18 protein-coding genes are annotated in these 18,462 nt (G+C 67.8%); 1 reads left to right on the forward strand and 17 read right to left on the reverse strand.

All coding sequences use genetic code 11. The features are described from left to right. Window positions 1-59 precede the first annotated feature (59 nt). The 17 genes from AC5YGJ_RS05170 to hisS all read right to left on the reverse strand — a co-directional run bounded on the left by AC5YGJ_RS05170 (window position 60) and on the right by hisS (window position 17,568). On the reverse strand, window positions 60-3,017 hold the full coding sequence (locus AC5YGJ_RS05170; protein WP_496185959.1) for a TonB-dependent receptor plug domain-containing protein: 2,958 nt from the start codon (window positions 3,015-3,017) through the stop codon (window positions 60-62). 336 nt (window positions 3,018-3,353) lie between these two features. Further along, a complete protein-coding gene (locus tag AC5YGJ_RS05175; protein WP_496185960.1) occupies window positions 3,354-4,085 on the reverse strand; it encodes a copper homeostasis protein CutC in 732 nt (243 codons plus the stop codon). After that, complete coding sequence (locus tag AC5YGJ_RS05180) at window positions 4,082-5,080, reverse strand: glycosylasparaginase (RefSeq protein WP_496185961.1); 999 nt, start codon at window positions 5,078-5,080, stop codon at window positions 4,082-4,084. The genes AC5YGJ_RS05175 and AC5YGJ_RS05180 overlap by 4 nt, the downstream gene beginning before the upstream one ends. A 51-nt stretch (window positions 5,081-5,131) precedes the next feature. After that, window positions 5,132-6,154, reverse strand: a complete 1,023-nt coding sequence (locus AC5YGJ_RS05185) for a glucokinase (protein ID WP_496185962.1) — start codon at window positions 6,152-6,154, stop codon at window positions 5,132-5,134. An 84-nt stretch (window positions 6,155-6,238) separates the two neighbouring features. After that, window positions 6,239-6,523 (reverse strand): hypothetical protein, encoded by a 285-nt coding sequence (locus AC5YGJ_RS05190; RefSeq protein WP_496185963.1) that lies wholly within the window; start codon window positions 6,521-6,523, stop codon window positions 6,239-6,241. Between the two features lie 45 nt (window positions 6,524-6,568). Further along, window positions 6,569-8,158 (reverse strand): calcineurin-like phosphoesterase C-terminal domain-containing protein, encoded by a 1,590-nt coding sequence (locus tag AC5YGJ_RS05195; RefSeq protein WP_496185964.1) that lies wholly within the window; start codon window positions 8,156-8,158, stop codon window positions 6,569-6,571. 98 nt (window positions 8,159-8,256) lie between these two features. Beyond that, the gene (gene hisIE, locus AC5YGJ_RS05200; RefSeq protein WP_496185965.1) at window positions 8,257-8,877 is read right to left on the reverse strand and encodes a bifunctional phosphoribosyl-AMP cyclohydrolase/phosphoribosyl-ATP diphosphatase HisIE; all 621 of its coding nucleotides are present in this window, start codon (window positions 8,875-8,877) and stop codon (window positions 8,257-8,259) included. Then, window positions 8,867-9,643 carry an imidazole glycerol phosphate synthase subunit HisF gene (gene hisF, locus AC5YGJ_RS05205; protein WP_249844173.1) on the reverse strand — a complete coding sequence of 259 codons (777 nt, stop codon included), beginning with the start codon at window positions 9,641-9,643 and terminating at the stop codon, window positions 8,867-8,869. Before hisF ends, hisIE begins: the two co-directional genes overlap by 11 nt. Next, the gene (gene hisA, locus AC5YGJ_RS05210) at window positions 9,637-10,371 is read right to left on the reverse strand and encodes a 1-(5-phosphoribosyl)-5-[(5-phosphoribosylamino)methylideneamino]imidazole-4-carboxamide isomerase (protein WP_496185966.1); all 735 of its coding nucleotides are present in this window, start codon (window positions 10,369-10,371) and stop codon (window positions 9,637-9,639) included. Before hisA ends, hisF begins: the two co-directional genes overlap by 7 nt. Then, on the reverse strand, window positions 10,368-10,970 hold the full coding sequence (gene hisH / locus AC5YGJ_RS05215; protein WP_496185967.1) for an imidazole glycerol phosphate synthase subunit HisH: 603 nt from the start codon (window positions 10,968-10,970) through the stop codon (window positions 10,368-10,370). The genes hisA and hisH overlap by 4 nt, the downstream gene beginning before the upstream one ends. Further along, the gene (gene hisB / locus AC5YGJ_RS05220) at window positions 10,967-12,040 is read right to left on the reverse strand and encodes a bifunctional histidinol-phosphatase/imidazoleglycerol-phosphate dehydratase HisB (RefSeq protein WP_309336742.1); all 1,074 of its coding nucleotides are present in this window, start codon (window positions 12,038-12,040) and stop codon (window positions 10,967-10,969) included. The genes hisH and hisB overlap by 4 nt, the downstream gene beginning before the upstream one ends. Further along, entirely contained in the window at window positions 12,037-13,131 is a 1,095-nt protein-coding gene (gene hisC / locus AC5YGJ_RS05225) for a histidinol-phosphate transaminase (RefSeq protein ID WP_496185968.1), read from the reverse strand. The genes hisB and hisC overlap by 4 nt, the downstream gene beginning before the upstream one ends. Continuing rightward, the gene (hisD, locus tag AC5YGJ_RS05230; protein WP_309336738.1) at window positions 13,128-14,423 is read right to left on the reverse strand and encodes a histidinol dehydrogenase; all 1,296 of its coding nucleotides are present in this window, start codon (window positions 14,421-14,423) and stop codon (window positions 13,128-13,130) included. The genes hisC and hisD overlap by 4 nt, the downstream gene beginning before the upstream one ends. After that, window positions 14,420-15,331, reverse strand: a complete 912-nt coding sequence (hisG, locus tag AC5YGJ_RS05235; protein ID WP_496185969.1) for an ATP phosphoribosyltransferase — start codon at window positions 15,329-15,331, stop codon at window positions 14,420-14,422. Before hisG ends, hisD begins: the two co-directional genes overlap by 4 nt. A gap of 34 nt (window positions 15,332-15,365) precedes the next feature. Beyond that, window positions 15,366-15,674: a YerC/YecD family TrpR-related protein gene (locus tag AC5YGJ_RS05240; protein ID WP_249844180.1), complete on the reverse strand. Its 309-nt coding sequence runs from the start codon at window positions 15,672-15,674 to the stop codon at window positions 15,366-15,368. Between the two features lie 200 nt (window positions 15,675-15,874). Next, window positions 15,875-16,171, reverse strand: a complete 297-nt coding sequence (locus AC5YGJ_RS05245; protein WP_309336734.1) for a hypothetical protein — start codon at window positions 16,169-16,171, stop codon at window positions 15,875-15,877. Further along, window positions 16,171-17,568 carry a histidine--tRNA ligase gene (gene hisS, locus AC5YGJ_RS05250; RefSeq protein ID WP_249844182.1) on the reverse strand — a complete coding sequence of 466 codons (1,398 nt, stop codon included), beginning with the start codon at window positions 17,566-17,568 and terminating at the stop codon, window positions 16,171-16,173. Before hisS ends, AC5YGJ_RS05245 begins: the two co-directional genes overlap by 1 nt. A gap of 137 nt (window positions 17,569-17,705) precedes the next feature. Here hisS and AC5YGJ_RS05255 point away from each other — a divergent pair, with 137 nt between their 5' ends. Continuing rightward, complete coding sequence (locus tag AC5YGJ_RS05255) at window positions 17,706-18,458, forward strand: Crp/Fnr family transcriptional regulator (RefSeq protein ID WP_249844183.1); 753 nt, start codon at window positions 17,706-17,708, stop codon at window positions 18,456-18,458. Window positions 18,459-18,462 lie beyond the last annotated feature (4 nt).

Here is an 18,462-nt window from a genome sequence, read left to right on the forward strand (position 1 = left end):
CCGCCCCGGGAACGACCGGTAGCGCCGGGCCAGGCCCGGCGTACCGCCCGCAATCCACCTCAGAAGGTGAACACGTACTCCAGCGCGAACTCGCGGCCCACCGCGCTCAACAGGCGGGTCGGCGCGAAGTCGTAGTCCAGCTTGTACGGGTCTTTGTGGTTCCAGCTGGCCGAGTTGAACGCGTTGTTGACGTACACGTTGACCTTGGCGTGCTCGGTCACCTGGTAGCCCACGTTGAAATTCCAGGTGATGAACGGCCCGACCCGGCCGAAGTAGCGCGCGGTCCGCTGGCCTGCATTCGGGTTCGGATTGGGCGAGCCATCCGGACGCGTCGACGGCTCCAGGCAGTTCAGCGAGGGGCTGTCACTGGGCACGTAGCCATCGGCGAACGGCAGGCAGCCACCCGGGTTGTCGAGGCGGTCGGTGCCCCAGTGGTAGCGCACGCCCGGCACTGAGCCCACACGGTCGGCATAGACATTGGCGTTCCAGTTGCCCCGCTGCCAGGCCAGGCTCGCACGCAGCTTGCTGCGCAGGTCGCGGTCACGGCGTTCCGGGTTGGGGTCGGCGGCGTAACGCTGCTCCTTGGTGGAAATCTGGTTGGTGTAGTTCAGGCCCAGCTGGAAGCTGCCCCATTGCGCGGTGTCCAGCCGATAACGCGCGGTCAGATCGATGCCACGCACTTCACGGCTGGCCAGGTTGAACGGGCCACGCTCGATCGACACCAGGCGCCCGTTGCTGTCGCGGTTCACACGGGCCAGGATGCCGGCGCAGTACTCGCCACCGGCCGGATTGGCCCACGGCGTACCGTCCATGTTCTTGCCGGTCAGGCAGCCCGCCTCGCTGGCCAGCACTTCGTCGGCCCCCACATCGACGATCATGTCTTCCAGCTTGATCGCCCAGTAATCAGCGCTGACCGACAGGTTCGGCATCACGTCCCACACGAAGCCCACCGTCCACGAATCGCCGGTCTCCGAGCGCAGCAGCGGTGTGCCACGACGGTTCACGTCGAACGCGTACCAGACATCGGTGTTGCCCACACCGCAGTTGTTGACCAGGTAGGCGCCACTCTGGATGCAGCGCAGCCGATCGTAGGTCAGCACCTCCGAACTGCTCGGCTGGCCCAGCAGGTAATGCATGTCCGGTGCGTGGAAGCTGGTGGCGTACGAACCCCGCACCAGCAGCGCTTCGACCGGCCGCCACTCCAGGCCGACGTTCCAGGTGGTTTCCTTCTGGCTGCCGATGTTCAGCGCTTCACTGCTGTCGTCTGCCTTGTAGTTGCCATAGCGGTCATAACGCGCGGCCGCAGTGGCGGTCACGCTTTCCAGCAGCGGAATCTTGAATTCGACACCGGCCGAATAGCGGGTGCGCTCGCCGCCACCGCGATCGACGTTCTGCAGGTCGAAGTCGATGCCCGCGCGCGGGTCGGGGCTGAGGTGATAGCCCTGCTGTGCGACTTCAGCCACCGCTGCGAACGAGATCGGGCCGGCCCAGCCCTGGAACAGCTCTCCGGTGATGTCCGCCGAGGCCTGGTTGACCCACGAGGCGGCGCGGTTCTTGGCCACCGTGCCCATCTGCCAGTACTGGTCCGGCGTGATCGGGTTCCACCAGCGCGATTCGTTCAGTGCGTAGATCGCCTCGCCATCGGCGGTGGTGCCCAGGCGCGGGCCGAGGAAGAAATCATAGGACTTCTGCTCGTCCACCACGTTCTGCCGCTCCTCCACCCGGTAGTACGAGCGCCCCACCGACGCGCTCCAGTCGAAGCGCTCGGCCAGGCGTCCGCGCAGGCCGGCGCTCCAGTCCCAGGAGAGTTCGCGGTTGGTGTTGCGCAGGGTATCCAGGCCACCCACCTCGTTCGGGGTGAACTGGCGCACGCCGAGGATCGGGCGGTTGCGGTTGGCATCCCAGTAGTAGCCGTTGGCATCGTCGATCAGCGACACGCCGGGCGGGTTGGTGCCCCAGATCGCTTCGGAGCGGTAGACCGCCAGGTTGGTCCAGGCCTGCAGGTCGTTGCTGAAATCGAAGGTGGCGTACAGGTTGCCGGACACGTTCTCGGCACCGCCGGTGAGCAGCCAGTTGGCGTAGTCGGCGCTCATGCCGCACAGGCGGCCGGTGTTGCTGATGGTGTTGGCGGCGTAGTTGTAGACCAGGCGGTCGGCGGTGTAGTACTCGCCGTCGAACTTCTCGCAGGTGCCAGCCGGTGGCGCCAGGCGCTGGCCGTTGCTCGGATCGATCAGCGCCAGGCCCGCGGTGGGACGGAAGCCGACCTTGCGCTGTTCCATGTTCCAGGACGGGTACGGCGCATCGTCGGCATCGTCCATCTGCGGGCGGTCGCGGCCGAACAGCGGGTCGCGCTTGGTGTACTGCAGCGCGTAGGTCAAGCTCCAGTGGTCGCCGGTCTTGCCGCCGGCCCAGGACAGGTCCCACGTATCGCGGCCGCCTTCGGTGGAAGTGCCTCCGCGTACGCGCACTTCGTCGCCGTCGTAATTGGTTTTCAGGATGACGTTGACCACGCCGGCAATCGCGTCGGAACCATAGATGGCCGAGGCGCCGCCGGTCAGCACTTCGATGCGCTCGACCGCAGCAGCGGGAATGTTGCCGTAGTTGGAGAAGTTGGTTTCACCGCCGTAAGGCAGCGGGTAGTCCGCCACACGGCGACCGTTGACCAGCAGCAGCGAACGGTTCGGGCCCATCCCGCGCAGGTTCAGGCCACTGGCGTTGGGCGTGTGCGAGCCCCACTGCGAAGCCGCCTCGACGGTGCCGGTGGCCTCGGTGAGGGTCTTCAGCGCGTCGTACACGCTGACGAAGCCTTCCTTCTGGATCTGCTGGGCGGTGATCACATTGACCGGCGCCGGGCCCTCGACGCTGGCGCGCTTGATGCGCGAGCCGGTCACGGTGACCGCGTCGAGATCCTTTGTGGAGGAACTGGCCGCCTCCTGCGCGCTGGCAGCCAGGGGCAACAGGGCCAGGACCAGAGCCTGGGACAGCAGGTGACGGCGCTTGCGGACGGACTGAGCCATGGGTGGTTGCTCTTGGAAAGTGTGGACGCACAGACGGGTGGTGGCGCGGCACGACAGCTGATCCGGGCGCCTGGATCGGTTCAACACCGTCCCGGCACCCTCCCCTGTGGATCGATCCAAACTAAAGCACAGCTGAACCATGCCGGGCATGCGGCGACGCAGCAAGCGGCGACGGAATGCCGCTATTGGCTGCCGGTATCGAGAGTAATCAACAGGTTGCGGACTATCGCCTGGAGAGCGGCGCAGGAACGCATGACACGAACGCGACAATCACGCGCGGAACGGTTTTGTCCGGGATCCGGATGCGCGTTCGCCGGGCATGGCCCGGCGGATTGGTCAATCGTCCAGCGCCTGCCGCAGTGCGGCCACGGTGGCGGTGGCGGTCTGGCTCCAGTCCGGGTCCAGCCCGCGCAGGGCCGTATTCTGGAACTGCATGGCCGAGCGGCGCAGACCCTTGGCCGAGGCGTGCAGCTCGGTGCAGCCGCTCTGCCGCGCGACAGCGGCGATATTGCCCGGAGCCAATCCAGCGCCGGCCATCACCGAGATGCGCCCTGCCGCCTGGGCAACCAGGCCGGCCAACACGTTGGCACCGGCCTCGGCGCTGACCTGGCCACCGGAGGTCAGCACGCGCTGGCAGCCGAGTGCGATCACCTGCTCCAGCGCGACCGGCAGATCACGCGCGGCGTCGAAGGCGCGATGGAAGGTCACCTGCAGCGGCCCGGCGGCCTGCACCAGTTCACGGCACAACGCGAGGTCGATGTTGCCCTGCACATCCAGCGCGCCGATCACCACGCCATCGCAACCGAGCGCACGGCACTGCGCGATGTCACGCAGCATCAGTTCGGTTTCCAGCGCGTCGTAGTGGAAGTCGCCCGGGCGCGGGCGCACCAGCACGAACAGCGGAATCGACAGTCGTTCGCGGGCGATGGCGATGCTGGCAAACGACGGCGTAGTGCCGCCCTCGGCCAGGTTGTCGAACAGCTCGATGCGGTCGGCGCCGTCGGCCTGCGCAGCCAACGCCGAGGCCAGCGAGTTGCTGGCGATCTCCAGGGTGAGCCGCGTGCTCACGCCTGCGTGCTCGTGTAGATCGACGGCGAATCGCGCAGGTCGTCCTGGCGTTGCGCATCGCACACCGCATAGACGAAGCCGCGATGCAGCGCATACGCGCCCACCTCGCCCTGCTTGTTCATGGCCAGGAAGCACACCTGCAGGATCCTGCTCGCTTCGGGGCGCTTGCGCACGACGCGGTCGATTGCCTCGCGGCAGGCCTGCGCCGGCGAGCGCCCCTGGCGCATCAGCTCGACCACCAGGAACGAGGCGGCGTTGCGGATCATCTCCTCACCCACGCCCGAAGCAGTCGCCGCACCCACCTCGTTATCGACATACAGGCCGGCACCGATGATCGGGCTGTCGCCGACCCGGCCGTGCAGCTTCCAGGCCATGCCGCTGGTGGTGCAGGCGCCGGCCAGGTTGCCGCGGGCATCCAGTGCCAGCATGCCGATGGTGTCGTGGTTGTCGCTGTTGCCGGGGATGCCGCGGCGCTCGGCGTTGATCTGCGGCCGGTACTTCTCGGTCTTCAGCCACTCACGCCATGCGGCCTCTGCCTGTGGCGTCAGCAGGTGCTTGCGTTCGAAGCCCTGCTGCACTGCGAACTGCTGCGCGCCCTCGCCCACCAGCAGCACATGCGGGCTGTTCTCCATCACTTTGCGGGCCACCGACACCGGATGCAGGATGTCGACCAGCGCGGCCACCGCTCCACAACGGCCATCGCCATCCATGATGCTCGCGTCCAGGCTCAGCACGCCGTCGCGATCAGGGTTGCCGCAATGGCCGACGGTGGGGTTGCACAGTTCGCTCTCGGCCCACCGTGCGCCGGCTTCGACCGCATCCAGCGCGCTGCCGCCGCCGGCCAGCACCTTCCACGCCGCCTGGTTGGCCGGCACGCCGAAATCCCAGGTTGACACGACCTTCGCCCCGCCCTGGCTGCGCGCCTGCACGCCCGGTAATGCTGCGATGCCTGCGGCCAGTGCGCCGGCCTGCAGGAACTGCCTGCGATCCACCATCTTCCCCTCCCAGTCTGCAATGCGCGGCCGGCCCGATGCCGGTCGCAACGATCAGTCGTGCGTGGGTTGCCGCGCGGCATGCCAGACCGCCGCGCCGAGCACGCCCAGCTGGCCATGCTCCACCCGCCACACCGGCACCTGGCGCAGCACCTCGGTCAGCACGCCCTTGTTGAGGAAACGCTCACGGAAGCGCCCATCGGCGAGGAAATCCTGCACATGCGCGGAGATGCCGCCGGCCAGGTACACCGAGCGCGCGCCGACGGCGATTGCCGCGTCACCGGCCAGGCTGCCCAGCCAGGCGCAGAACACCTGCAGCGTCTCGACCGCCAGCGCATCCTCACCGCTGCGGGCCGCGCCGATCAGCGCTTCGGTACTGGTCCACACCGGGGCGACGCCGCGCAGTTCACACAGGCACGGATACAGGTTCATCAGGCCGCTACCTGACAGCACGCGCTCGTTGTCCACGTGCGCCCAGCGCTGCAGCAGCTTGCCCAGCACCTGCAGTTCCAGCGCATTGCCGGCGCCGAGCGCGGCATGGCCGATTTCGCTGGCCAGCACCGGGCGCTCGCCGTCGGCAAAGCGCAGTGCGGCGCCCAGGCCGGTGCCGGCGCCCAGCACCAGGGCCGGAAACGCGTGCGCCGGATCGGCATCGCCGTTCAGCGGTACCAGCGTGTCAGGCTGCAGGTAGGGAATGGCCAGCGCCACCGCCTCGAAATCATTGATCAGCTGCAGCTCGCGCAGCCCGGACTGCGCGCGGGTGGCCGACAGCGACACCGTCCACGGCAGGTTGGCGTTGATCAGTACATCGCCATCGAGCAGGCCGGCGATGGCGACCACTGCGGTCTGCACCGGCTGGCCGAGGCCGGCGGTGAAGTCGGCCAGGATCGCGGCCAGGCTGGGATGGTCGGCGCAGGCGTAGGTGCGGTAGCCGCCCAGGCGCGGGGCTTGGCCGGGCTGCCCTTCGGCCAGCGCCAGACGCGCGAAGGTGCCGCCGACATCGGCGACAACCAGGCTGCGTGGAAGCCCGCCGCGGGCGGAGTCGGAAGAAACCGGAGACGCTGCTGCGATGGTCACGCTGGCCTGCTTGGATCGATTGAATCGCCCCGATTCTCAGGCATCGGGGCGGCTTTGCCTAGCGCGCCGGTGGTTCAGGTGGGCCTACATGCCTTCCTGTTCGGCCACCTGTACGCCATCCACCAGCACGCGCAGGCGTTGCGGGCGGAAGCCGGCGAACAGCAGCGGCCGGGTGCGCTCGACCAGCACTTCGTGGCCGGCGATGTGGCGCAGCCACGACTGTACCAGCGAGAACGAGAAATGCGTGCCCGGGTGCCAGGGATGCTGCACCCAGACCTTCTCGGTGGCGCTCTGCAGCAGCATCGCGCCGGTGAACCAGTGACGCCTGAGAGTGACCGGCGTGGTGCCGGCCATGAAACGGATATCCATGCTGCGTCCTTTCGTGATGGGAACCGTGGGCCTGAAGTGCCGGGCTCAGGGCTGGGCCGTCTGCAGGCTGTAGCTGGTGGTGGCGGTGAACACTGCGCCGTCCGGCTGGGTCGAGCGTACTTCAACCTTGTGGCTGCCTACCGCCAGATCGGTCGGCAGCGCGCCACGCCACAGGTGCGGCGACGCGGTGGCTTCCGGCGAGCGGTCGTAGCCGCGCAGGGTGCTGGCCAGATCATCGGCCACGTTCTCCACCATCAGGCGCGGATCGGGCTGGCTGACCTGCTTCATCGGCTGCCAGGCGCCGCCATCGACGCGGTACTCGACCACGCTGGCGTTCTCGCCCATGTAGACGTTGGCATAGATGCCCCACGCCGGGTAGGCACCCTGGCGCAGCACCTTGGGTGCATGCAGGCCGATCTGTTCGCTGGCCGGCTTGCCCGCCACCCGGTAGTGCAGCGTGTAGCTGCCGTTGCCGGCCACATCCAGCAGCGCGTAGCCCTTGGGTGTGCCATCGCTCATGGTGCTGTCCGGCACCCCAGCGGCATTCTTCACGCCCGACCAGAACGCGCCGCAGTTGGCACCGACGTTGTACTCGTGCAGCGGCTTGTCGCCCTTCCAGCCGTCGGCCTTGCCATGGTAGACGTGCTGCTGGGTGTGGCTGTGGCCGCTGAGCACCAGCACATTGCGGAAGTCCTTGAGCAGATCGAACAGGCGCTGGCGATCGGCATGGCGGAACGTCTCGCGCCCCGGCGCCGCATCGAACAGCGGGATGTGCATGCCCAGTACCAGCAGGCGGTCCTTGTGCAGGCCCTTCAGGTAGTTGTCGAGGAACGCGAACTGATCTTCGCGCAGGCCACCGACATACTTCGGCTTGGCCTTGGGGTCATACACCACATCATCAAGGAACACGAAGCTGGCACCGCCCTCTTCCACTGCGTAGGTATCCGGGCCATAGATGTTGCGCCAGCTGTCCAGCGAATGCTCGTCGCTGGCCGCATCGAAGTCGAGGTCGTGGTTGCCCGGCACATGGAACCACGGCACGCCCAGGGAGGTGGTGACCGTGTTGATCGCCGGATACAGGGTCAGATCGTCGTTGACGATGTCGCCCAGCGTGGTGCCCAGACGCGCCCTGGTCTGGCCGACCAGCGGTGCCACGATCGACTGCTGGTAGTAGCCGATGTCCTTCAGGCTGGCGGTCTGCGAATCGGTGAACACCAGCATCTGGAAACCGCGGCGGCTGTCATGGCGGTCCGGCTGCAGGGCGAAGTCCCAGTTGCGGGTGACATCGCCGGTGGCGGCGATGCCACCGTACTTCAGCGCTGGCGAGCCGTTCGGGCGGTAATGGCGCCAGAACGAGGGCAGGCCATCGACCGCCTTCGGGAACGAATACGCATCGGGCTTGATCACGAACACGGTCTGGCCGTCGCGCACCGGCAGGCTGTAGCTGCCGTCGGCGGCGGTCTTGACGATGGCCTCGCCGTTGGAGACCTGCACCCCGGCCAGGCCCGGATCGGTCGCGCCCCGCCCCGGCCTGCCGTCGCGCTCCAGATAGACCTTGCCGCTGACCAGGGTATCGGCGGCCCAGGCCGGCGAGGTCAGCAACAGGCAGCACAGCCAGGCGGCAGGCAGTTTCATGGGGGCGGTCCGGGAAAGAAAGACCGCCTATTGTAGAGCCGAGCCATGCTCGGCTGCATCGCAAAGGTGGGTGCGGACCGTTGGTCCGTACGCCTTCCTCAACGATGGCGCCTTTCCAGCATCGCCCGCGCATCATCCAGCGACAACCCGCGCGCGCGCAGCAGCACCAGCAGGTGATACAGCAGGTCCGAGGCCTCGCCCAGCAGCGCGTCGTCATCCTGCGCCACCGCCGCCAGCGCGGTCTCCACGCCCTCCTCGCCCACCTTCTGCGCGATGCGGCGGATGCCGCCCTCGAACAGGCTCGTGGTGTAGCTGCCCGGTGGCCGCTGCGCGTCGCGCATCGCCACCAGCTGGCCCAGCCCGCCGAGGAAGTCCTTCGGCGCGCCATCGAAACAGCTATCGGCGCCGGTGTGGCAGGTCGGCCCCGCCGGGCGCGCCATCACCAGCAGCGTATCGGCGTCGCAGTCGACACTGATCGACTGCACCTCCAGCACGTTTCCGGACTGCTCGCCCTTGGTCCACAACCGCTGCTTGTTACGGCTGAAGAAGGTCATGTGGCCGATCGCCAGGGTCGCCGCCAGCGATTCGGCGCTCACGTAGCCCAGCATCAGCACCTGCAATGTATCGACGTCCTGCACCACCGCCGGCAGCAGGCCTTCGCCCTTGCCCCAGTCCAGTTTCTGCAGTGCGTCCAATGACGGCTTGATTTCAATAGACATCCCGCACCTCGATCTGCTGCTCGCGCAGGTAGCGCTTCAAGTCCGCAATGGCAATCGCGCCGCTGTGGAACACGCTGGCGGCCAGTGCGCCATCGACATCGGCCTGGTCGAACGCTTCAGCAAAGTGGTCCATCGTGCCGGCGCCACCGGAGGCGATCAGCGGCACCAGGCACAGTGCCCGCGCCTGCTGCAGCTGCGCGATATCGTAGCCGCGGCGCACGCCGTCGCTGTCCATGCAGTTCAACACGATCTCGCCGGCGCCACGGCGCTGTGCCTCGACGATCCAGTCCAGGGTGCGCAATGGCACCGCCTGGGTCTTGTCCGGATCGCCACTGAAGCGGCGCACCCGCCATTGCCCGTCGGCCTCGCGCACCGAATCGACACCCACCACCACGCACTGCACGCCGAACTCGTCGGCCAGCTCGGTGATCAGTTCGGGACGCCCCAACGCAGGTGAATTGATCGAGACCTTGTCGGCACCGGCAAACAACACGCGACGCGCGGTCTCGACACTGTCGATGCCACCGGCCACGCAGAACGGAATGTCGATCAGCCGCGCGATGCGCTCGATCCAGGCCACATCCACCGAACGTGCCTCGGGACTGGCGCCGATGTCATAGAACACCAGCTCGTCGGCGCCCTGGTCGCGGTAGCGCTGTGCCAGTTCGGCGATGTCGCCCATGTCGACGTGATCCCGGAAGCGCACGCCCTTGACCACGCGGCCATCGCGTACATCCAGGCAGGGAATGATGCGGCGGCTCAACATGCCAGCGCCTCGCCCAGGTCCATGCGCTGCTCCAGCAGCGCCTTGCCGAGGATCGCACCGCCGCAGCCCGCCGCGCGCGCCTCGGCGACGTCGGCCACGTCACGGATGCCACCGGAGGCCTGCACCGCCACACCCGGCAGCAGTGCCGACAGGTGCTGGTAGAGGCTGATGTTGGGCCCGGCCAGCATGCCGTCACGGGCGATGTCGGTGCACAACAGATGACGCATCCCGGCGCGCGCGTAGCGCTGGGCCAGATCATCCAGGGTCACCCCGGCGTTCTCGGTCCAGCCGTGCACCGGCAGCTGCCATTGTCCCTGCGCGTCCTGGCGTGCATCGAGTGCAAGGGTGATGCGTTCGGCGCCGAATTCCTCCAGCCAGCCGACGACTTCGTCGGGGCGGCGCACCGCCAGCGAACCGACCACGACGCGGTGTGCGCCGGCATCGAGGATACGCGCCACATCATCGCGGCCGCGCACGCCACCACCGGTCTGCAACTGCAGCGGCGTGTTCGCGCGGATCGCCGCCAGCAGCGGCGCCAGCGTATAGCCGCCGGCACGCGCAGCATCCAGGTCGACCAGATGCATCCACTGCGCACCCTGTGCGGCGAACGCCTGCGCGCGCGGCAACGGATCGTCGCCATAGGAGGTTTCCTGCGCGTAGTCGCCCTGCCGCAGCCGTACCACACGGCCATCGCGGATATCCAATGCGGGGTAGACGATGAAACTCATGCAACGGTGCCCTCGAGAAAATTTCGCAGCATCAGCGAACCGGTGTCGCCGGAACGCTCGGGATGGAACTGCGCGCCGTAGTAGCGGCCCTGCTCCACCACGGCAGTGAACAGGCCACCGTGATCGCAGGCGGCCACGGTGTGGCTGTTCAGGGGGGCCGCATAGCTGTGCACGAAGTAGGCACTGGCGCGCTCCGGCACGCCGCGCAGCAGCAATGACTCGCGCAGCGGCAGGAGCCGGTTCCAGCCCATGTGCGGCACGCGGATGCCGCAGGCCGGCACCAGTTTGCGTACCACGCCGGGAATCAGCCCCAGCGTCTCCACGCCCGCTTCCTCGGAGCGTTCGAACAGCAGCTGCATGCCCAGGCAGATACCCATCAGCGGCACCTCCAGTCGCTGCAGCGGTTCCACCAGGCCCTGCGCGTGCAGGCGCTGCATACCCGGGCCTGCGGCGCCGACGCCGGGCAGGATCACCCGCCGCGCACCGACCAGGCCATCGGCATCGCGCACCAGCCGAACGCTGGCGCCGAGTCGTTCAAGCGCATAGCGCACCGAGCCCAGATTGGCACCGCCGGCATCGATCAGCGCGACGTCGCTCACAGGGCCCCCTTGGTGGTCGGCAACGCCGTGCCCTGCCGCGCCAACGCCGGCCGCAGCGCGCGCGCCAGCGCCTTGAAGCAGGCCTCCACCTTGTGGTGATCGTTGTCACCGCGCACCTGCAGGTTCAGGTTCAGGCCGCTGGCATCGCACAGCGAACGGAAGAAGTGCGGCACCAGCTCGGTTGGCATGTCGCCCACCCGTTCGCGCTTGAATTCACCTTCGAACACGAAGTACGGCCGACCACTGAAATCCAGCGCAGCGCTGGCCAGGGTTTCATCCATCGGCAGGGTGAAGCCATAGCGACCAATGCCGCGCTTGTCTCCCAGCGCCTCGCGCAGCGCCTGACCCAGCGCCAGGCCGGTATCCTCGATGGTGTGGTGCTCGTCGATGTGCAGGTCACCCTCTGTCTGGATGTCCAGGGCGAAGCCGCCGTGCTTGCCGATCTGCTCCAGCATGTGGTCGAAGAATGGCAGGCCGGTGGAGATGCGCGCATCGCCTGCGCGATCCAGGTCCAGTTCGACGCGGATCTTCGTCTCTTTCGTATTGCGCTGGACCACGGCGGTGCGCGGCGCATCGGCCAGCGCGTGGGCGATGCCCGGCCAGTCCCACTCGCCACCAAACTGCTCGGTGCGCAGCTGGAAACCTCGGATGTTGAGGTTGTCGGCGAACTGCAGGTCGGTGATGCGGTCCCCCACCATGCCCGAACGCGCCCAGTCGATGCTGCGGTCCTGCAGGTAGGCGGTCATCAGGCCGATGCCCGGCTTGCGGGTCGGCGCGTTGTCCTGCGGCCAGCTGCAATCGATCAGTACGTCACGGAAAGTGATGCCCTGGCTCTCGAAGATCTGCAGCATCAGCTCGTTGGGGCCATCGAAGCTGGCACGCGGGTAACTGTCGCTGCCCAGGCCATCCTGGTTGGTGACGATCACGAACTGGTAGCCGGCATCACGCAGCTTCAGCAGCGCCGGGATCACCTGCGGGACGAAGCGCAACTTCTCGTAGGCGTCGATCTGGAAATCGGACGGCTCCTCGATGAGGGTGCCGTCGCGGTCGATGAACAGGATCGGGGTCATGCTGCGGCCCTCCGCGCCGACAGGGCCGCGAGTACGCGGTCATTCTCTTCGGGGCTGCCGATACTGATGCGCAGTGCATCACCCAGCTGCGGTGCGGCGCGCTGGTCGCGCACCACCACGCCTGCAGCCAGCAGCGCATCGAACGCGACCTGGGCATCGGCGAAGCGGACCAGCAGGTAGTTGCCGGACGAGCGGTACACGCGACGAACACCGGGCAGGCCCGGCAGCGCCGCGAACAGGCGTTCGCGCTCGGCGATGACCGTGGCCACGCGCTCGGCAGTGCGTGCCAGCGCGGCCGGTTGCAGTGCCTGCACAGCCAGTTCGGCGCACGGGGTCGGCACTGGATAGGGTGCCTGGCAGCGGCGCAGCACGGCAATCAGCTCGGGGGCTGCAATCAGGGTTCCGATACGGGCGGCCGCCAGCGCGTGCGCCTTCGACAGCGTGCGCAGCACCGCCAGATTGGCGTGCGCGGCCAGCAGCGTGGTCGCCGAAGCACGCTGCGCGTACTCGACGTAGGCCTCGTCCACCACCACCAGTGCCTGCCCGCGCAACGCGGTGGCCACACGCCCGATCTCGTCCAGGCTGATATCGCTTCCGCCCGGGTTGGACGGTGCGCACAGGAACACCAGCGGGGCCTGGCGTGCCTTGGCGGTGTCGATCACCGCATCCAGATCGGCGCGCAGGCCGTCCTCGCTGTCCACCAGCGGCACTTCAATCAATGCGGCCCCCTGCAGGCGTGCGCAGACCGCGTACATGCCGAACACCGGCGGCGTGACCAGCACGCCATCACGACCCGGCACGCACAGCGCGCGTACCAGCAGGTCAATGGCTTCGTCGCTACCGCGACCGATCAGCAGCTGCTGTGGCGTCACGCCGTACAGCGCCGCCAGTCCTTCGCGCAGCGCGAGCGGTTGCGGCTCCGGATAGCGCCGGCTGCTGCCTGCGGCATCAGCGGGATTGGCCCAGGCCGATTCGTTGGCGTTCAACCAGACCTCACCCTGCACCGCCGCACTGCGCGCCGAACTGTAGCCGGCGAAGGCCTGCAGATCGGGGCGTACCAATGCCAGCACATCATCAATGGCAGCGCTCATGCGGCCACCTCCATGCGCAGTGCCACCGCACGCTCGTGCGCATCCAGGCCCTCGGCGCGGGCGATGATGCGCGCGCAGCCGCCGATCGCGGTCAGCCCGGCAGCACTGGCGCTCTGCACGCTGATCAGGTTCTGGAAGCTGGCGACGCTGACACCGCTGTAGGCACGCGCGGCGCCGGCGGTGGGCAGCACGTGGTTGGTGCCGCTGCAATAGTCGCCAAGTGCTTCAGGCGTGTAATCGCCGAGGAACACCGAGCCCGCAGCCTGCACCTGCGGCAACCAGTCGCGCGGCTCGCGCAGTGCCAGGATCAGGTGCTCAGGTGCATAGCGGTTGCTGATGGCGAAGGCTTCACCCAGTGTCTCCACCTGGATCAACCGAGACGCCGACAATGCCTGGCGCGCGATCTGCTGACGCGGCAGCAGCGCGACCTGGCGCTCTACTTCCGCCTCGACCGCCGCCAGCATCGCGGCATCGTCGGTCAACAGCAGCACCTGCGAATCCGGGCCGTGCTCGGCCTGCGACAGCAGGTCGGCCGCAACGAACGCCGGATTCGCGCCGGCATCGGCAATCACCAGCACTTCGGAGGGACCGGCCGGCATATCGATGGCGGCGGCGCCGTCCTGCGCGACCTGCTGCTTGGCTTCGGTGACGAAGCTGTTGCCCGGCCCGAACAGCTTGTCGCAGGCGGGAATGCTGTCGGTGCCATAGGCCATCGCGGCAATGGCCTGCGCACCGCCGAGCTTGAACACCCGCTGCACACCGGTCAGCCGCGCGGCCACCAGTACCGCCGGATCGGCCGTGCCATCGGCACGCGGCGGCGTGCACAGCACCACCTGCGGGCAGCCGGCCAGCTGCGCCGGCACGCCCAGCATCAGCGCCGTGGACGGCAGCGGCGCGCTGCCCGCCGGCACGTACAGGCCGACCCGGCCGATCGGCCGCAGCATGCGTTCGCAGACCACACCCGGCGCCGTTTCCACCGCGTAGCCCTGGCCCATGCCGGCCTTGTGGAAGCGCGTGATGCGATCGGCAGCTTCGACCATCGCCTGGCGCAGTTCGGTGGGTACCGCCGCTTCGGCGGCCACGAATTCGGCGTCCGACACTTCGAAAGATGCGAGCTCCACGCCATCGAAGCGCGCGGTAATCGCACGCAGCGCCTCGTCACCCTGCGCGCGCACCTGCGCGATCAGCCCCGCCACCGCATCGCGGGTCTGCTGGGCCACGGTCTGCACCGGGCGGGTCAAGGCCTCGGTGCGCGCGGCGTCATCAAGTTGCGACCAGATCAGACGATTCATGCCAGCGACCGCTCCACGCTTAATACCATCAGGCCCTGCGCACCGGCGCGCTCGAGTTCTTCCATGCGCTGCCAGCTCAGCGGGCCGGGGCACATGGTCTGCAGGCGCAACGCGCCGCCATCGGCCGGCAGCCGCACCAGCGGTTCGGCATCGGCCAGCAGCTGCGCCAACGCATCCACGCGGTCCTCGCTGGCGCGGAACATCAGCAGCTTGCGGTCCTGGCGCTGCACCACACCGTCGAGGCGGCGCAACAGCATCGCGCGCAGCGACGCACGCGCATCGTCCGGCACGCGTACCGCACCGGCCAGCACCGCCTCGCTCTCAAGCAGGTTGTGCACCGGAGTCAACTGGTTGGCGCGCAGCGTGGCGCCGCTGGACACCAGATCGCAGATCAGGTCGGCGGTGCCCAGCCTCGGAGCGATCTCCACCGAACCGGACAGCTCCACCACCTGTGCGTCCACGCCCTGTTCGGCCAGCCACTGCTTGAGGATGGCCGGGTAGCTGGTGGCAATGCGGGTGCCGGCCAGCTGCGCCGGCCCCTGCCACTGCCATTCCTCGGGCACCGCCAGCATCAGCCGGCACTGGCCGAAGCCCATCCCGCGCAGCGCCTGGTAAGCATCCGGCAGGCCAGTCTGGCGGCGTGCGGCGGCCTGCTCGTCCAATTCGTTGCGGCCAACGATGCCGAGGTCGCAGACGCCGTCGGCAATCAGCCCGGGGATATCGTCGTCGCGTACCAGCAACAGATCCACCGGCAGCGACTCGCCATAGCAGAACAGCTTGTCGCGGCTTTCGCGCCAGCTCAGGCCACAGGCGCTGAGCAGGTTGCGGGCGGGCTCGGCCAGCCGGCCACTCTTCTGGATGGCGATACGCAGCCGGTCTCGAGCCGGCGCTGCCTGGGTTGCACTCATGGGGGAGATCTCGAAGTTCGGAACGGGGCGCGGGTCAGCGCGCAGCAAGGCGGTCGATGGCAGCGGCATAGCCTCGATGGCCATGCTCGAGTGTGCGTGCCACCCGTCCGGTGGTGGTCACGCTGACGCCGGTGCGCTCGTGGATCTCGCGGTACGGCACACCCTGCTGCAGCAGCGGCACCACCTTCCAGCGGTCGGCCATGGCTTCCAGCTCGGCCGGCGTGCACAGGTCACGCAGGAATGCCTCGACCTGCTCCGGCTCGCGCAGGGCGGCAAAGGCCTGGGCCAGGGCATGCAGGTCGGCCTTCGGGTCTTTGGCGGCAATCTCGGGGCGGGCTTTCATGGAGTCGTGTTCATGCATCAATGTAATAGCGCGTTAGTACATTAACGCATTCTTGCGCAGTGCGTCAAATCCGGACGACAGGGGGCCGGATCCGTTTTCCTGCGGAAAACGGATCTGACCCCTCGAACGGGGCTCCGGAAACGACAAACGCCCACCAATGGCGGGCGTTTTTTCTTTTTAAATCATTAACCTGGATCACCTCAAGGCGTCAGGCAGCGCACCTCGGCCTGCAGCGCAGCGCGGCGCAGGCACTCGCCAAACAGGCTGCCCTGCCGGCTCGGCAGGGACTGGATGTTTTCCAGCGCACCCGCGCCCGCCGGGCACTTCCGCGCGGCCAGGGCCCGCAGGTCACCTTCGAGTTGCGCGCGGTCGATCACGTGGCAGCGATCGACCTGCAACCGGTACTGTGTCGGGCCGATCCGCGCCGCATGCAGTGCCGGATCGCTCTGGCAGCCCGCCAGCAGGAGCACGAGAAGCACTCCTGCGGCGGTGCGCATCACGCCATCGCCTTCGACTGCTCCAGTTCCACCTGAAGGGTGCTGGCCAGCTCCTCGCGCGACACCTCGAACTGCTGTTCGCGCAGCAGATCCTTCACCGCCACCACGCCACGGGCCAGCTCATCCTCACCGGCCAGCACCACGAAGCGGATACCCGCCTTGGCCGCGTACTGGAACTGCTTGCCGATCTTCTTCGGCTCCATCTGCACTTCGGTGTTGATGCCACCGCTGCGCAGGCGGCGGGCGATGTCCAGCGACTGCGCCATGCCCTGCTCGTCCATCAGCGCCACCAGCGCCTGCACGCTGCTGGCCTCGATGCCGTCGATCAGGCCGGCTTCGCGCAACTGCCAGAACAGACGCGACAGACCGATGGAAATGCCCACGCCCGGCAGCTTCGACTTGCTGTAGTGGCTGGCCAGGTCTTCATAACGACCGCCCGAGCAGATCGAGCCGATCTGCGGGTGGTCGGTCAGCGTGGTCTCGTACACGGTGCCGGTGTAGTAATCCAGGCCGCGCGCGATCGAGAAATTCAGGCAATACGCGCTCTCCGGCACACCCAGCGCCTGCACCAGCTGCAGCACTTCCCGCAGCTCGGCCACCCCGGTACGCAGCGTCTCCGACGATGCCGCACCCGCTTCAAGTGCGGCCAGCTGGGCCAGTGCATCGTCGTGCCCCTGCGAACGCACGGCGACGAAGGCCAGGATCTTCTCGACCTGTGCGGCCGGGATCTCGAAGCCCTCGCCCACCAGCGTCTCGCGCACGTAATCGGCGCCACGCTTGTCCAGCTTGTCCACCTCACGCAGCACCGCCAGCTGGCGCTCGCCTTCGGCCACGCCCAGGCTTTCGAAGAAGCCTCGCATCAGCTTGCGGTTGTTCAACTGGATGCTGAAGTCACCGATGCGCAGTTCCGAGAACACCGCATGGATCACCGCCAGCACTTCGGCGTCATAGCGCACGCTCAGGCTGTCCTTGCCGATCACATCGATGTCGCACTGGTAGAACTCGCGGAAGCGCCCGCGCTGGGCACGCTCACCGCGGTACACGCGCTGCATCTGGTAGCGGCGGAACGGGAAGGTCAGCTCGTGCTCGTGCTCGGCCACGTAGCGCGCCAGCGGCACGGTCAGGTCGAAGCGCAGTGCCATTTCCGGCAGCGAGCGGTCACCGGACTCGGCGGCGTTGGCAAGCGCACCGGTGGACTGCACGAAGTACACCTGGCGCTCGGTCTCACCGCCGGACTTGGTCAGCAACACGTCGGACAGCTCGAACACCGGCGTCTCCACCGGCAGGAACCCGAAGCGCTCGTAGTTGCGACGGATCACGTCCAGCATGCGCTGGAACGCAATCTGCTCGCGCGGCAGCAGTTCAAGGGTGCCGGGCGGGGTACGGGGCTTGATCACGGGCGGAACTCCTGCTGGAACGGGACGTGGGAGGGGGCGACATTCTAGCGCCCCGCAGCGCTCAGCCGCCGATAGGGGGCCGCAAGGCCGCATGAAGTATCATAAAGGCCTCCCCGCCCGTGATACGCCCCCGCAACATGTCCCGGCCTTCCGGCGCTCCGCCCGCCACCCCCGATCCCGCCTCGCCGTCCTGCAGCACGCTGGACTGCCTGCATTGCTCGGTCCGCCACCTTGCGGTGTGCTCGGCGCTGTCGCCCGATGAAGTGCAGGCGCTGGAACAGGTCACCCATTCGCAGCAGATCACCCTGGGCAGTACGCTGGCCCGCACCGGCGAAGAACGCCAGCATGTCTATACATTGACCGCCGGGGCGCTGCGCCTGGTGCGCACCCTGGCCGATGGCCGCCGCCAGATCAGTGGATTCGTGTTGCCGGGCGATTATCTGGGCCTGAGTGGCAGCGACCACCATCGCTACGATATCGAAGCCATCGCCGACAGCCGCGTGTGCCGCGTCGCGCTGCCGCAGATGAAAGCGCTGCGCAGCCGCTTCCCGCACCTGGAGCGCAAGCTGCTGCAACGTGCCTGCCAGGAACTGGATGCGGCGCAGGACGCCGCGCTGGCGCTGGCCCGGCTGCAGCCGGCGGAGAAGGTGGCCGATTTCCTGCTGCGCCTGGCCGCACGCGAAGCCCGGCTTGGCGGCAACGGCCTGCGGGTGTCGCTGCCGATGGGGCGTGGTGACATCGCCGACCATCTGGGCCTGACCATGGAAACGGTCAGCCGTACGTTCACCAAGCTGCGCCAGCAGGGGCTGATCGCCCTGCCCCACCTGAACGTGGTGGAGATCCTCGACGAGGATGGATTGCGCGGGCTGGCCGGTGAAGGGTTGATCTGACCGC

The organism is Stenotrophomonas sp. CS3K5 (genome assembly GCF_059515225.1).

Coding starts and splice junctions, on each gene's coding strand:
- AC5YGJ_RS05170 (WP_496185959.1), bottom strand. CDS start 3,017: ATGGCTCAGTCCGTCCGCAAGCGCCGTCACCTGCTGTCCCAGGCTCTG.
- AC5YGJ_RS05180 (WP_496185961.1), bottom strand. CDS start 5,080: ATGGTGGATCGCAGGCAGTTCCTGCAGGCCGGCGCACTGGCCGCAGGC.
- AC5YGJ_RS05190 (WP_496185963.1), bottom strand. CDS start 6,523: ATGGATATCCGTTTCATGGCCGGCACCACGCCGGTCACTCTCAGGCGT.
- AC5YGJ_RS05195 (WP_496185964.1), bottom strand. CDS start 8,158: ATGAAACTGCCTGCCGCCTGGCTGTGCTGCCTGTTGCTGACCTCGCCG.
- hisIE (WP_496185965.1), bottom strand. CDS start 8,877: ATGTCTATTGAAATCAAGCCGTCATTGGACGCACTGCAGAAACTGGAC.
- hisF (WP_249844173.1), bottom strand. CDS start 9,643: ATGTTGAGCCGCCGCATCATTCCCTGCCTGGATGTACGCGATGGCCGC.
- hisA (WP_496185966.1), bottom strand. CDS start 10,371: ATGAGTTTCATCGTCTACCCCGCATTGGATATCCGCGATGGCCGTGTG.
- hisB (WP_309336742.1), bottom strand. CDS start 12,040: ATGACCCCGATCCTGTTCATCGACCGCGACGGCACCCTCATCGAGGAG.
- hisC (WP_496185968.1), bottom strand. CDS start 13,131: ATGAGCGCTGCCATTGATGATGTGCTGGCATTGGTACGCCCCGATCTG.
- hisD (WP_309336738.1), bottom strand. CDS start 14,423: ATGAATCGTCTGATCTGGTCGCAACTTGATGACGCCGCGCGCACCGAG.
- hisG (WP_496185969.1), bottom strand. CDS start 15,331: ATGAGTGCAACCCAGGCAGCGCCGGCTCGAGACCGGCTGCGTATCGCC.
- AC5YGJ_RS05240 (WP_249844180.1), bottom strand. CDS start 15,674: ATGAAAGCCCGCCCCGAGATTGCCGCCAAAGACCCGAAGGCCGACCTG.
- AC5YGJ_RS05245 (WP_309336734.1), bottom strand. CDS start 16,171: ATGCGCACCGCCGCAGGAGTGCTTCTCGTGCTCCTGCTGGCGGGCTGC.
- AC5YGJ_RS05255 (WP_249844183.1), top strand. CDS start 17,706: ATGTCCCGGCCTTCCGGCGCTCCGCCCGCCACCCCCGATCCCGCCTCG.